12 protein-coding genes are annotated in these 14,390 nt (G+C 48.3%); 1 reads left to right on the top strand and 11 read right to left on the bottom strand.

Annotated features, from left to right (window positions below; translation table 11 throughout):
• Nucleotides 1-11 precede the first annotated feature (11 nt).
• From F752_RS0117720 to F752_RS24530, 9 genes are all read right to left on the bottom strand, one after another.
• Nucleotides 12-860, bottom strand: coding sequence for a DUF350 domain-containing protein (locus F752_RS0117720; RefSeq protein ID WP_017733092.1), 849 nt, complete (start codon nt 858-860; stop codon nt 12-14).
• A gap of 57 nt (nt 861-917) precedes the next feature.
• Nucleotides 918-1,640 carry a hypothetical protein gene (locus F752_RS24535; protein ID WP_017733091.1) on the bottom strand — a complete coding sequence of 241 codons (723 nt, stop codon included), beginning with the start codon at nt 1,638-1,640 and terminating at the stop codon, nt 918-920.
• 6 nt (nt 1,641-1,646) lie between these two features.
• Entirely contained in the window at nt 1,647-2,201 is a 555-nt protein-coding gene (locus F752_RS0117710; protein WP_017733090.1) for a DUF4178 domain-containing protein, read from the bottom strand.
• Nucleotides 2,202-2,204: 3 nt separating this feature from the next.
• The gene (locus tag F752_RS0117705; RefSeq protein WP_017733089.1) at nt 2,205-2,915 is read right to left on the bottom strand and encodes a PspA/IM30 family protein; all 711 of its coding nucleotides are present in this window, start codon (nt 2,913-2,915) and stop codon (nt 2,205-2,207) included.
• An 11-nt stretch (nt 2,916-2,926) separates the two neighbouring features.
• Nucleotides 2,927-3,322, bottom strand: coding sequence for a type III secretion system chaperone family protein (locus F752_RS0117700; RefSeq protein ID WP_017733088.1), 396 nt, complete (start codon nt 3,320-3,322; stop codon nt 2,927-2,929).
• Between the two features lie 290 nt (nt 3,323-3,612).
• Nucleotides 3,613-4,509, bottom strand: a complete 897-nt coding sequence (gene gnd, locus F752_RS0117695) for a phosphogluconate dehydrogenase (NAD(+)-dependent, decarboxylating) (protein WP_017733087.1) — start codon at nt 4,507-4,509, stop codon at nt 3,613-3,615.
• 144 nt (nt 4,510-4,653) lie between these two features.
• Nucleotides 4,654-6,153 carry a gluconokinase gene (locus F752_RS0117690; RefSeq protein ID WP_017733086.1) on the bottom strand — a complete coding sequence of 500 codons (1,500 nt, stop codon included), beginning with the start codon at nt 6,151-6,153 and terminating at the stop codon, nt 4,654-4,656.
• Nucleotides 6,154-6,259: 106 nt separating this feature from the next.
• Entirely contained in the window at nt 6,260-8,734 is a 2,475-nt protein-coding gene (locus F752_RS0117685; protein ID WP_017733085.1) for a TonB-dependent receptor, read from the bottom strand.
• A 266-nt stretch (nt 8,735-9,000) separates the two neighbouring features.
• Nucleotides 9,001-9,204 carry a hypothetical protein gene (locus F752_RS24530; RefSeq protein WP_017733083.1) on the bottom strand — a complete coding sequence of 68 codons (204 nt, stop codon included), beginning with the start codon at nt 9,202-9,204 and terminating at the stop codon, nt 9,001-9,003.
• A gap of 350 nt (nt 9,205-9,554) precedes the next feature.
• Between F752_RS24530 and F752_RS0117665 the strand changes: the two genes are divergently transcribed.
• Complete coding sequence (locus tag F752_RS0117665) at nt 9,555-11,615, top strand: hypothetical protein (protein WP_017733082.1); 2,061 nt, start codon at nt 9,555-9,557, stop codon at nt 11,613-11,615.
• A gap of 66 nt (nt 11,616-11,681) precedes the next feature.
• Here F752_RS0117665 and F752_RS0117660 read toward each other — a convergent pair whose 3' ends face one another.
• Together F752_RS0117660 and F752_RS0117655 are read right to left on the bottom strand one after the other, a co-directional pair.
• The gene (locus F752_RS0117660) at nt 11,682-13,061 is read right to left on the bottom strand and encodes a M16 family metallopeptidase (protein WP_017733081.1); all 1,380 of its coding nucleotides are present in this window, start codon (nt 13,059-13,061) and stop codon (nt 11,682-11,684) included.
• Complete coding sequence (locus F752_RS0117655; RefSeq protein WP_026135820.1) at nt 13,058-14,383, bottom strand: M16 family metallopeptidase; 1,326 nt, start codon at nt 14,381-14,383, stop codon at nt 13,058-13,060. Before F752_RS0117655 ends, F752_RS0117660 begins: the two co-directional genes overlap by 4 nt.
• Nucleotides 14,384-14,390: the final 7 nt, after the last annotated feature.

Raw genomic sequence — 14,390 nt, 5'->3', positions numbered from 1 at the left:
CTAACACTAATTTAGATACTCCACGTAATCAACACCGATCCTCCTACATAGGCAAAAGCCTCTACAAAAGCAGCCCCAATATTTGGCTTTTCCTGATTTACCAGTTCATCTGTTAAATTCTGGCCCGGCAGCAGCATTTTATCGGCCACCAGCCTTACCACAGGTAAAAATACCAGCCCGGCCGCTATTTCAATACCTACCGCCGTCAGGGTTTCCTGCCAGGTTTCGAACTCACCGGAAAGCCCGTAGCGGATAAGATTGGCCATGGCAATTAAGGCTCCGCCAAAAGCGATGCCAATCGCTACATTGGCACTGGCTAGCTGATCGTGCAGGTCGAAGCGGTTAATTACATTATAAAACAATGCAATAACAATCAGCAATACCTGCCCGATAGCCCAGAAAGCCAGGGCAGTTAATATAGAGCCGCCCTCTCCCGATACACTTCCCATCAGGATAAGGCCGGTTGCCACCGCAATGCCCGCCTCTGCGATACCTACAGCCACATTTTGCTTGCCCGAAATCTCCTCCCGAATAGAAAACCTTCGCAAAATGACTTTATCATTAATAATCAGCGAAAGGTTCAGCAGTAAAATAGCCAGTAAACCATAAATGCTGATATCGATTATGTCCTGCACCAGCCCGTGCGACGGCCCCACAATAGCACTGCCAATGGCTAACAGTATGCCTATAAAATAACCTACATGGGCAATGGCAAAGGCCAGGTTATCGTGCTCTACCAGCTCTTCGCGCACATTTACATCCCGGTGAAACAGGCGAAAGGCCAGCTTTCCAATGACGAATAATACAAAGCAGAGCGCCAGGTAAATAAGGGAGGTAATGATGGTATCCAGGAAATCCATGTTCTTTTACTAAATGGTTGAGGTCAGAGAGAAGAGAAAGACATTAGCCTGTGCTGCTTATTTTCCGAAGCCACCCCCGCGCGAACGCATACTGCCGGAGCTGTTGTAACGGCTGCCGGAGCGGGTAACACTATTGCGCACCCTGCTCTTAAAGGAGCTGCTTTTGCTGTTCCAGTTACTGCCGGCATTGGTCTGGCTGGTATAGCGACTGCCGGTTCCGAACATCCTGCTACCTGCTGTGCTCACCGGTCCGTAGTAAGGCCTTCTGCCGTAATAGTCTCTCCGGTAGGTGTCGTAATAGGCCCTGCGGGCAGGGAAAGTAGCCAGGTTAAAGAGCGAGTTCAGGAACATATACTGCCCGTAGAACTGCCAGAAAGAGCTGCCTCCACTCTGTACCCACTGCCCGTACTGCGGATTACCCACAAAATTGCTGTAGCCCGGAGGAGCCGCCACCTTACTCACCTCACCTTCTTCGCCCTTGCTGATAATTTCCATTCCAACATGGTCGATATGCTGTTCGAACACCCTCTCCGGCACCTGCACCCAGTCGGTTAGTGTTTTTTCAGCTTCTCCGTTTTTGTTGAGTTTTACAATCTGGTACTGGTGAAAGTAGTCTTCAAAGACAGTTCCTTCCACATTCATATCATATAAAATAACGGAATAAGCCGGCACACCTGAGAGCTCTCTAACGATATTATCCAGTGGGCTTTCTTCAAAACCATTGCCACAGGAGCTTAATATGAAAGCAAGGAGTGTGTACAGAAATAATTTTCGAATCATGATTACTTACTTACCGGCAGGAATAATATTACTAATCTCAAACTCTTTCAGAATCTTCCCCACAGAAGCTTCGAACTCCCGCTCTCCCCACTGCTCAATCCCAAGGGTGTACTTTTCGTCTTCATCATAGTAAGTCCAGGATATATGCTCCACCCATTGATCTTCCTTACCCTCTTCATTAAAATAGCCCGGGCTCTCACTTTCGAAATAATAATGAGTACCCTTATAATGAATCTTTTTGGGAGGGTGCCCATGCTTACCAATATAATCAGGTAAATCAGGGTCGATAGTGGCTGGTCGCACTTTTTCCGACAGCACCAGCTCCAGCTCGTCATCATCTTCTATATGCAGGTAGCGCACATCCTTACCGTTGGAAATCTTATACTCACGGCTGAAGAAGTTATCGCCCCAGTCGTAATTATATACTTCCTGTACCTCCCACGAAGCCAGGTCGTAATCGAGTATGTACCCTTTCTGCAGTTTTAAAAGGCTAATGTTGAGCGGATCTACCTCCTCTTCCTTTCTCCTCTTTTTGCCGAATAATCCATCCAGAAAACCCATGGATCAACTGTTTTTATCCTGTGCCATTTTCGCCTTCAGTGCCGCCAGGGCATCGGACTGGGTGCTTTTGTCTGGCGCCAGGGCAGCATCTATTTCATCATCCACACTTTTAGCTTCATTGGCAATAGATGCATAAGACTCGGAAAGTGCCTCGTCGCGATCGACTTTTTCTTTCATACGCTCCAGCATGCTTATAGTACCGGAGGTATCTACCTGTGCCAGTTGCTTATTTAGGTTCGTTGTGGCTTTATTCACACGGTCGCGGGCTTTCAGGGTCTTCAGCTCATTTTCATAAGTGCTGATGGTGCTCCGCAGCTGCCTTGTTTTCACTTCTATCTGGCTCACCGAACGGTCGAACTGCTCCTTTTCCTTTACAGAGCGATTATAGCTTTCTTCGCTTTCGGCTTTTCTCTGCAGGGCCTCATTGGCCAGCCTGTCTGCCTCGGCTGCTTCTATCTCTCCCTTTTCGGCTTTCTGTAGCAGGCGAATGGCCTTTTGCTCATAATCAGCAGCCTGGTTCCTGTATTTGGCCATGTCGTTATTGGCCCTAATCGCCATTGCCTTTACCTCAGCCAAAGCTTCGAGGCTCCTGTTGAGGTCAGCCTTCAGGTCTTTAATACCCTGTTCTGTTAATTTTATCGGGTCTTCCAGCCTGTCGATAGCAGCATTTGCTTCTGACTGTCCTACCTTAAATAATCTTGAAAATATTCCCATATTTTTGCTTTTTAACTTTTTGGAAATTCCAGTAACTGCTCGGAGTATTCGTTCAACAGCAACTCCAACGACTTAAAGGAGCCGTCGAGTTCATTCAGGTCCAGGTTCTCCAGTTGCAGTGTATCTCTAAAGATAACCTTTTTTCCTGAATCATCCAGCGCAAAGGCGCCATGCACAATGTCCCGGTTCTTCTTCAGGAGAGATTCGAACAGGCGGACAGATGGTTCCTTTACTTCAAATATGGCCTGTTCCATAATAAGGATAGGGTCTGTGATGACCAGCACCATATTTCTGATACCTGCCTCTTCCTGGTCTACCACCATCATGTTCTCATCGGGCAGTTCCCGGATAATAGAGATATTTAAATCGAGTAGATACTCCCGCACTTTAGAATAATATGCATCCATAATGATTGATTTCGTGTTGGACTGATGAAAGTGCTAAAGCTACTAAAGTCTGCGGCTTAAAGCCATTCAAACCTTAATAAATTGACATTCGGCAGATGGGAAGGGCCGACGGCCTGAGAGGTCTGCGGGTGGAGTGATGGTTGCGAAGGAATTAATTCTCTCGCTGCAAGAGGGAGTAATCCGGATTCAGGACATAGAAAAAAGATAAAGACTGCCATGGCCTTTTGATTCCAGAACGATTTTCTGAATGAAGGACAAGACTGCAGCCTTTATTTAAACAGAAAGTAGTCTTACTTTTTTTCCACTTTGTGGCCACCGAACTCATTACGGAGAGCCGCCACTACTTTTCCGGAGAAGGTATCGTTCTCCTGAGAGCGGTAGCGCATCATTTGCGAAAGGGCGATAACAGGGGTAGGCACACCCAAATCAAGAGCGGTTTCGATGGTCCATTTTCCTTCTCCGGAAGAGTGCATTACGCCACGGATGCTCTCCAGCTGCTCATCTTTGCGGAAGGCGCTTTCGGTCAGCTCCATCAGCCAGCTACGCACCACGGATCCATGGTTCCACACCCGGGCCACTTCTTTATAGTCGATATCGTACTCGCTTTTATTTAGTACCTCAAAGCCTTCGGCAATGGCCTGCATCATGCCATACTCAATGCCATTGTGTACCATCTTTACATAATGGCCGCTTCCGGCCTGCCCGGTATACAGATAGCCTTTTTCAATAGATACATCTTTAAAAACAGGCTCGCAATACTCGAATACCTCTTTATCGCCGCCTATCATGGTACAGGCACCATTAAGCGCCCCGGTTAAGCCGCCGCTTGTGCCGCAATCCAGGAAGTCAATACCCTCCTCCTTTAGCATTTTATGACGAGCAACAGAGTCTTTATAATTGGAATTACCACCATCGATAATAATATCGTGCTGATTCAGGAAGGGCTTCAGCTCGGCAATTACCTGGTCGACCGGCGAGCCGGAAGGCACCATTACCCAAATTACTTTCCGGCCGCTGAGTTTGCTGCACAGCTCCTCGAGGGAATAGGCTCCTTCAATGCCTTCTTTGGAAATTTTATCAACATTTTCGCGGGCAATATCAAAGGCTGCTACCTTATGCTGATGGTTCTTCAGGTTCAGGGCCAGGTTGTAGCCCATTTTTCCAAGTCCTACTAATCCTATATCCATACCACTTCTATTTTTAAACTGTCAGTATCTTTTCTGCCGGCACTGTGTACAACCAAAATTTATGCTCGCCCCGGTGCCTTTTTATATATAACTCCCTGAATAAATTAGGTTTAAATTATTTTTCATTTAAAATGGCTGCTTTGATTAAAACTCGTCTTTCAGCTTCTGGTAAAGCCTTTCGAAGGTAGCGAAGCGTTGCTGGTATACTGCCTGCTTTTCGGGGTCGGGTATATATTCTTTTATGGTGGGAACAAAATTTGCCACCTCCTCTACTGATTGTAAAATACCCAGAGATTCGAGCCCCACTACTGCAGCACCAAGGGCCGTTGTTTCGTGGCTTTCACTTACCCGCACCTTTTTATTGAAAATATCGGCCAGCATTTGCACCCATTGCTCCGAACGGGCAAAGCCGCCATTCGCATAAATAACATTAATAGGGCCGGCCGTTTCCTCCAGCGCTTTGCCCACACTACAAAGGCCATAGATTATCCCCTCCATTACCGCACGCGTAAAATGGTTACGGGTATGGCGAATGTCGACTCCAAAAAACATTCCCCGGGCATCTGCATTCCAGTAAGGTGCGCGTTCGCCTAAAAGGTAGGGAAGGAACACCAGCCCTTCGGCCCCTGCAGGTATATCAGCAGCCTTTTTAAGCAGTAATTCATAAGGGTCGGCATTTTGCTCCATGGCCTGCTGCATTTCCTGGCTGGCAAAATTGTCCCTGAACCAGCGTAATATTATACCGCCGCTGTTTACGGCCCCTCCTAAAATAAAATGCTTACTGTTCAGCACATAACTAAACAGCCTTTCCCCGGAATCGCTGAGTGGCTCCTGCGCCATTACCCGTATGGCACCGCTGGTGCCGATAGTAACCGCTGCATTGCCCGGCAAAATGGCATTGGCCCCAACATTCGCCAGGCAGCCATCGCTCGCTCCTACAATAAAGGGCACCTGCGCATCTACGCCCATTACCACCGCATGAGCATCGGGTAAACCTTTGAGCTGGTGGGTAGGCGGAACGAGTGCACTTAATTGTTTGGCGGTAACTCCCGCCACTTCCAGCGCCTGGGGGCACCAGTCCAGCCGATGGATATCGAACAAGCCTGTGGCCGAAGCAATGGAATAATCAACAACATACTGCCCGAACAGCCGGTACAAAACATATTCTTTGATGGAGATAAAGCGCTCGCTTCCGGCAAAAACATCCGGCTGGTGCTTTTTAAGCCAGGCCAGCTTGCAGAGGGGCGACATCGGGTGAATGGGCGTACCGGTTTTCATATAGATCTCGTGCCCCAGCGGCGTACCTCGAAGCGCTTCCGCAATATTTTTACTCCGGGTATCGGCCCATGTTATGCTGTGGGTGAGCGCCTTCCCCTCCTTATCCATGGCAATAAGGCTGTGCATGGCGCTGCTGAAGCTCACCCCCAGCAATTCATATTCTTTGCTATTTAGCTTTTGAGTAATGAAGCGGATACCCTGTAAGACGGCATTGAAAATCACGTCCGGGTCCTGCTCGCAAAAGTCCGGCTGAGGGGTAAGAATGGGATAGCCAACCTGGTTTTCGACCAACAGCTTACCTGCTACATCAAAGGCAATGGCTTTTGTACTGGTCGTTCCTATGTCCAATCCGATGATATACTCCATAGTATACTAAATGCATAAAACCGGAAAGAGTTAGAAAACACACCAAAAGCCGAATGAAAAATTATTTTATCAACAGGCATCCCAGTACCGGCACGGAGGGATAACCTCAAAAGTGGAGACTGAGGGAGAAAATGAAGTTGCGGCCCGGCGCCACTATGCCCGAGCTGTAGGGACGGTAACGCTGGTCGGTCAGGTTTTCGACTCCGGCACCAAGGGTAAACTGCTCATTTAATAGATACAAGACTTTAAAATTGAGGGTATACCAGGCCGGGGAATAAGGATTGCCATTATCGTCTATTGCATAAATGTAATCTTTCCCCTGCTCTTCCAGCGGCAGTTCCTCAAAACTCTTTTCGCCGCTGTACAGGGCATACAGGTCGAGCGTGAGTGGTTCAGTTTTAAAGGTGAAGTGTGATACGCCAAAAAGGGGCGCGGCATGGCGGGATGGGCTGGTGCTCCCATCATCCAGCTCTTCTTCACCCTTCTGGTAGCTCAGCTGCGAGCTAAAGCCAAAGTGGCCGGGCAGGTTTAGCTCAACTCCCGCCTGTACACCATATACCCTTGCCACAGCGGCATTCTGCACGGCCTGCACCTGGCTTAATTCTCCATCATACACGATGCTATCCTGCCCGTTGAGGCTGAAATTTCGCCGCACCAGCGCATCATTTAAAATGGTATAGTATGCGGTGGCATCCAGCTTCGCCACATTTCCCCATACTTTGGCGGCCCCTACTTCAGCATTCCATGCATACTCTGCCCCAAGGTTCGGGTTCGGCACCACCACAGAGCCTGGCTCGGAGTCAAACACCTTCCCTACATCATCGACATTAGGCGAGCGGAAACCGGTGGAAATATTGGCATTGAGCGAAAGCGTTGCCGTTGGGTTATATACAAAGCCCTGGCTGCCGGTGAGGGCTCCATTATTAATATTAGCTGTTTCGAAGGGGAATGGGTAAAAGCGGGTATCGAAAACGGCATCCAGCTTAAAGTGGTTGTAGCGAGCCCCTGTCTGCAGCAATAAATCTTCCGACACCTCATACTGGTACGTCAGGTAGGCACCATAAGAAGCCCAGGAAGACTCCGGATAGCGCGACGGCCCCGCCACTACGACCCCTGTCGAGATATCTTCGTCAGTTCCGATAGAATGCACATCATCATAAACAGCTTCCAATCCATAAAAAAGCTGGTGGCGCTCTCCTATTCCTTTCAGGAAATCGAGATTGGCAGAGTAGGCATTTACTTCTTCTACCCTGCTTCTTCGTTCCACCTCATTAAAGTCACGGTCAATGCGGCTCTCTTCGAAAAACTGGTGAGCCAGCCGGAGACTTAACTCATCGTAAAAGCTGCTTCCCTGCTCATGAGAAACTTCCAGCAGGTTCATCATCCATACCTGCGGACCGTAATACCATTCAGCACTTCGAGGAAGCCCGTCGTGCAGGCGGATGTGGCGGTCGTAGCGCGGGAAATCACTGGTAGCAGAGTAATGGAAGCCATATTGCAGCTCCCATGCCTCATTTGGCTGGAAGCGCACCTTTTGCATAAGGTTGGCCTGCGAATAGCCGGTCGGGCGCTGCAGCCGGGGGTTTTCGTTGGTCACCAGCACATCTTCTCCCTCTATCCGCTGCACAAAAAAGGGGCGCAGGTACTCGTCCGGTCCATGGCTGCCCATGAGTAAGTCGTCGTAATCGGTAAAGGTAAAGCTGCTGATAAAGGCCCACTTCTGCCAGCCTACATTTACATCGAAATGGCCGGTTAGTTCATTACTGGCAGAAGAGAAACGAGCTGTCGCATTACCGGATATTAGTAAATCATCGCTAAGCGAAAACCGGGGGGTAAGTGTTTGAAAGCTCATGACGCCCCCGATGGCATCGCTGCCATACATCACCGAACCGGGACCAAAAAGCACTTCGGCACTTTCAATGGCAAAAGGGTCGAGCGAAATTACATTCTGCAAATTACCACTCCGGAAGATGGCGGTATTCATGCGCACCCCGTCGACCGTCAACAACAAGCGATTAGTGGAAAAGCCCCTGATAACTGGACTGCCACCACCCAGCTGGCTCTTCTGGATAAACACTTCTCCCGAAGCCCCTAAGAGGTCCGCAGCTGTCTGGGGCTGCTGGAGGGCAATTTCTGCCGGTGTAATGGAATTAATTCTGGCGGGTACCTCGCGGGCCGACTGATTCCAGCGGGTGGCCGATACCACCACCTGCTCCAGGGATATATCTGCCGGCTCCAGTAAAATAGTATCGTGCTCAGCTAAATAAGTATAGGATCGGATGAGCGGCTCATAACCCAGCAAATGCGCCCGAATTACTTCCGCACCCTTAAAAGCCGAAATATCTGCCTGTCCCACTTTATTAGTAGTGGCAAAAGCAGCCGGATTTTCGCTTACCAGCGCTACCTGCTCCAGTGGCTGACCGGTAAGCTGGTCTTTAACGGTAATAATCTGGGCCTGGGCGAGAGAGCATATGAGCAGAAGGCAAAGCAGCAGGATGATTACTTTTCCCTTTCCGGCTACTGTAAAAGAAAGCTTCCCTTGCTGGAATTTATGAATGGCTGATGAGCGAACTTTATACATGGCTTCTCCCTAAGGCGAATGAGGCTTCTCCTGATATACTTTCGAAAATTACCTGTCAGTACAGGCAGAAAGCGCAATTTACTAATGCAGCGGAAGGAAGCCACACCCAAACAGAAAAAACAGCGCTTCTATTTCCCTTCAGGACGGGTAACAGTGATGAACAGGCAGTAAAACGTCTGTAAAAAGGGAGTTTGAAAATGAAAAAGGCCCGGGTTTAGCCGGACCTTTTACCTTATGTCTATTATTTCGGGCTTAGCCTTACTTTCTTATTTTACTTCTACTGCGCCCTCTGTGGCTACAGTATCGCTGCTTACTTCAGCTTCTACCGCTTCAGTTGCTTCTTCTACAGGAGCAACATTCGCTTCTTGTACAACAGCAGTTGAATCTGTTGCTACTTCTTCTGATTGGTTGTTGTTGGTGCAGCTGAAAAGCATCCCGCTTACCAGCATTGCAAATAAAACTTTTTTCATCTTGGTTTAGAATGGTCTTATAAAAACCGTTGCGAAGGTAAATGAAATTCCAGATATTAAAATAAGATTAAAAAAATTATTTTTTGCCGGACAACCAGCTTTCTCCGGCTGTAAATAAGCTTATCAGTACTTTTCCTGCATAGCCAAAAACCAGCCTTCTAAAAGTCTCAGCAACTCCCGCAGGAACAGCCGCTTAGCCTCCAGCAAAAACCAGGCTCAGCTTTCCGCTATAACATTTCCGGGATTCTCTTTAATTCAGAAAATTTCCTGAACGAAAAGCTTCGCAAAGCTTTTTAATTCTAAGCAAAAATTAAAATATTACCTGTCTGGTCCATCAACCCGAGCATATCATGATGATGAAGTCATTCCTTTTTGCCACTCTCTCTTTTCTTTCCTGCCTGACTGCGTTCAGCCAGACCTACGTCAGCACCAGTAAGGAGTACAGCGGAAAAGTACCCTATGAGTTTTCGCCCGACTGGCAGTACCTGAGCATGAACCTGCTGCTGCTTAACGAAGATAAGTTTAACAACCTCCTGAACGACCTGGACCAACCGAAAAAAAATATATTCGGCCGTATCAAAGACAGGGACCGCCTGATTGAGTCCCTGGACCTGAGGGTGGTCCTGAAAGGCCTGAAGTACTTCAACAATACCACCATTGAGTTTCCTTTCTTCCGCCTGAAGGTAGATTATGAAAACGGAACCCAGCAATATAGCAGCTCAGAGGTGCGGCAAACAGAGGTGCTGACCATACTGGAAGATTTTCCGCTGGGCACCGTTCCTTCGCAAATTATTGAGCTGGAATACAAGGCCCAGGCGATTACCCGCGAAAAGCAGCCAAAATCTCTGCACTTCATTTCCCGGCAGCTCAAAAACATTGCCCAGCTCACGGCTCCCGATAAGTTTATCCTTTCGATGGTGGGCCAGTTTGGCGATTATTTAAATGCCGAGGCAGAAGGCAAAAAGGTTCACTGGGGCACCACCCTCCGTGCTTTTGAGAACAAGAATAAGAACAGGCGCATCCACTCCATCCATATATATTCCATGCGACCCTCCAACAGTCGGCTGGACAAGGGAGGTGAATTCCCGACAGAAGAGATTGATACTTTTATGCAGGAGCTCACGGTCAATCAGAATTTAAGCCTTGATAAAAGTAAACTGCAGGAGCTGATTGAATTTGAGCGCTACCCGGTATTTGTGATTGTTAACTACCTTTCGAAGTATATACCCGAAGGCGTGCCGGACAATGTTACCCACGACGAAATACTGGCCCTGCAGGAGGAAATACGGGAGGATTATGAAGAAGGAAATGATGTGAAAGAAGTGAACAGGCAGAGAGAGTACTTTGCAGGCTTTCTGAAACACCTGGCCGATCTCCGATTAGCGGTAGAACCCTTCTCCGAAAAGTACGACGGCAAATTCGATTATAATGAGGCACATGCCACTTTCCAGGTGCTGATTGCTTACAAAAAGCTCCTGCTGGCCTATGAACGGACTGTAGAGCAGAATAAAGAACTACCGGAGTTTAAAGCTTTTTATCCGCATTATGAGGAGGTACGGACAAAGGCAGCCGATGAGCTGAATTTATACCCACCCCTGAAAAATGTAGCCCAGGTGGTAAACCTCAATATGGAACTGAACAGCATCTCTCCCGACAGTCTGGATGCCGATGAGCTGGAGCTATATATCTCCCTGCTTAAGGGCGTAGAGCTACCTGTCAAATTTAGTGAGTATGATGAGTACAAAAGCCTGAGCCGGCAGCTCACCAGCCTGGAAAACAGACTTTATGAACAGCGCTACAAAAGCAGAAAAGCGTACTTTAAAAATTGTGCGCCTACGGAAGAAAACTACCAGCAGTACCTTGCTGCCAGCAGCATGCTAAAAAAGACCAAATGTACCCTTTGCGTGGAGCAGGTAAAGGAAGGGCTGGAAGTATTTAAGCAGACCTGGAGCCGGAAGACCTTTCAGGATGCACTTACCCTTGCAAAGAAAAAGCAGGCCCAGGCTGTTGACAGCCTCACCTTCTATCTTTCAGATACCCTGGCCATCGCCAGAAATCGCGACAGCCTCCTGGTGGAGCAGCCACAACTCGAAATTAAATTTCGCTACCTTCAAAACAACCTTTTGAAGGAAGTACAGGAACTTGTACAGCTGAGCAGGCAGGACACTCTGGAGCAGCTAACGGAAACCGACCTGCTCAATTATGCCTTTAAAGCCGATAAGTTGATGGCCAGCATATCCGGAGAAATTGAAGATGTACACACCAATTATCCTGACTTTCTGCAGGGCTGCCGCCATCCCTTCCACCCACTGCCTGCACCGCCTGCCCCCAAACAGGTACTGTCGCCGAATGAGACCGCCACCCCCATACCCGGGAAAGAAAAAGCAACGGCAGGGGAGCCTGACAAATAAAACAGAAAAGCCTCAGCAGAGATATTCCGCTGAGGCTTTTTTTAAGCTATTCGCTATTTTATTTTATCAAAAGCCGTCGGCAGAGATTTCTTTTTCTGTAAGCTCGCCATATTTCTTCACCTCATCCTTAATCTCCTCTGCTTTTCCTATCAGTACAAACTGCAGGTTCTCGGCCGGAAAGTATTCTTTCGCTACGGCATTGGCAGTTTCCACATCGAGGGCATCCACTTTTTCCTGGAAATTATTGATAAAGCTTTCATCGAAATCATAGAAGTACATGGAGGTTAGCAGCGAAGCCAGTTCGCCGGCCGTTTCGTAGCGGGGCGGGTATTGCCCTTTTACGTAATTCTTCGCCGATTCCAGCGTTTTGGCATCTATCCCCTGTTCGTGCAGGCGGTGGTAGGTTTTTAGCGCCAGGTCTATGGCCTCTTCGGTACTTTCATTTTTGGTAAATGTGCTGATAACGAATTTACCATCCTTTTTATACGCATCGAAAGCGGAGCGGGCACCATAGGTAAGGCCGGAATTCACCCGCAGCTCATCGTTTAGCCAGGAGGTAAAACGCCCGCCTAGAATGGTGTTCACCACCTGAGCCGGCACAAAGTCTTCGTTATTGCGGGATATACCGGGCCCGCCAATCAGAAAGGTGGTTTCCCGGGCGTCGGGCTTATTCACCAGCAGTACACGGGGCTTTTCCGGCTCAGGCACTTCGGCTATGTTTATCGACTCTGGCTTTCCTTTTCCTTTCCAATCCTTAAAAAGCTTTTGCAGCTTCTTTTTCATTTCGGCTTTTTTAAAATCGCCTACTACAGCAATGGCAGAGGCTGCCGGGTGGTAGTTCTCTTCATAAAAAGAACGAATATCCTCCACCTCAATATTCTTTACAGAAGCTTTTGTGCCACTATCGGTATTACCATACGGGTGCTCATCAAAAACAAAGCTGTCGTAGTAATCATGGATTACGGCCCGGGGACTTTCTTTTTGCTGGTCGAGCTGTGCCAGCAGGCGGGTTTGGGCCTTCTCCCATTCCTCCTCCGGAAAGGCGGGCTTTACCAGTACTTCTTTTATCAGCTCCAATGCTTTTTCGCTGTCTTTTGCAGCAAAAGTTGCCGAAAGGCCTGCTGTTTCTTTTCCTGCAGAAGTGTACAGGGAGGCTCCCATAAAATCGATGGCTTCTTCAAGCTGGGCTTTGGTATAGTTTTCGGTGCCATATCGCAGGGCATCGGCAGTTATATCGGCCAGGCCTGGCTGTTCTCCATTCCGCACAGCTCCTGCCGGAGTAACAACCGATACGCTAATAAGCGGCACCTCGTGCTGCTCCATCAGGTATACGGTAAGGCCATTTTTTAGCTGAAACTTTTCGTAAGCAGGAAGCTTAAACTCTTCCTGTGCCATTACCTGCAGGCACATGAGCAGCAGGCAGCAAAATATACTTAGTTTTTTCATTGGGCAGTCTCCTCTTCTTCTGGTAGATCTTTTAAAACACCAACTGTACGATTTTCTCTTTTAAGGTATTTATTCGCCACACGCTGTATATCGGCGGCTGTTACCTTCTGGTATTGCTCTGGTGCAGTAAACATTTTTTTGTAGTCACCAAAAAACAACTCATAGGTACCGAGGGTATTGGCTTTGCCATTGATGGTTTCAAGGGTGCGGTAAAGCTCCATCAGTTTCTGGTTCTTTACTTTTTCAAGTTCCTTTTCACTTACGCCTTCTGTCTTTATTTTTTCCAGCTCAGCGGTAATGGCCTCCTCCAGCGCAGTTTCCTCTACGCCCTTGCCAGCAACGGCATAAATATAGAGGAGGTTAGGGTCGAAGCTCTCGGGCACATAGGAAAACACAGAGGTGGCCAGCTGCTGCTGGTCAACCAGGCTATTGTACAGGCGGCTGGAGTTTCCATTGCTTAAAATGGCATTCATCAGCTCAAGGGCATAATAATCTTCAGAGCCTGTTTCCGGCACATGGTAGGCCATCATCAGGTTAGGGGTACTTACGCTTTTATCTACCACCAGCCTCTTCTCTCCCAGCTGCGGAGGCTCCACCGTGTGCACTTCGCGCGGAGGTTCCTGTGCAGGAATAGGACCAAAATACTCTTCGGCCAGTTTTTTCACATTTTCATAATCAACATCGCCCGTTATCACTACCACGGCATTATTAGGCGCATAATAGGTTTCGAAATAGCGCTGCAGATCTTCCTTCGTCCAGTTCTTAATATCGCTCTCATAGCCGATTACAGGCCAGCGGTAGGGGTGCGCCATAAAAGCCACTGCCTTTACCTGCTCGTTTAAGAAGCGATAATTGCTATTCTCAAGACCTGTGCTGCGTTCGCTCAGCACCACACCCCGCTCACTCTCCACCATGGCACTATCAAGAGCAAGATTAGCGATGCGGTCGGCCTCCAGGTCGAAAATGGTTTCAATGGAGCTGCTCGGAAACCAGTCGGTATAGACGGTTACATTCTCGGTAGTGTAGGCATTGTTGCTACCCCCGGCAGCTTCCATGGTACGGTCGAACATTTTAGGCCCGTACTTCTCGGAGCCATTAAACATCATGTGCTCGAAAAAGTGAGAAAGACCGGTTATACCAGGATACTCATTGCGCGACCCAACTTTCCAGAACAGGTACATATTAGCATTGGGAATGGAGTGGTCTTCCAGCACCAGCACTTTCATGCCATTGTCGAGTGTAAAAGACTTTACATCCTCCACCTCTGTTTGCCCGAATGCAGCCGAGCTACACAGGAGAAAAGCTAAAAGGAATCGTTTCATATATAAA

The organism is Nafulsella turpanensis ZLM-10 (assembly GCF_000346615.1).
Taxonomy (GTDB): Bacteria; Bacteroidota; Bacteroidia; order Cytophagales; family Cyclobacteriaceae; genus Nafulsella; species Nafulsella turpanensis.
Note: the sequence above shows the minus strand (reverse complement) of the source record. Positions and strands in the feature narration are given on the sequence as shown.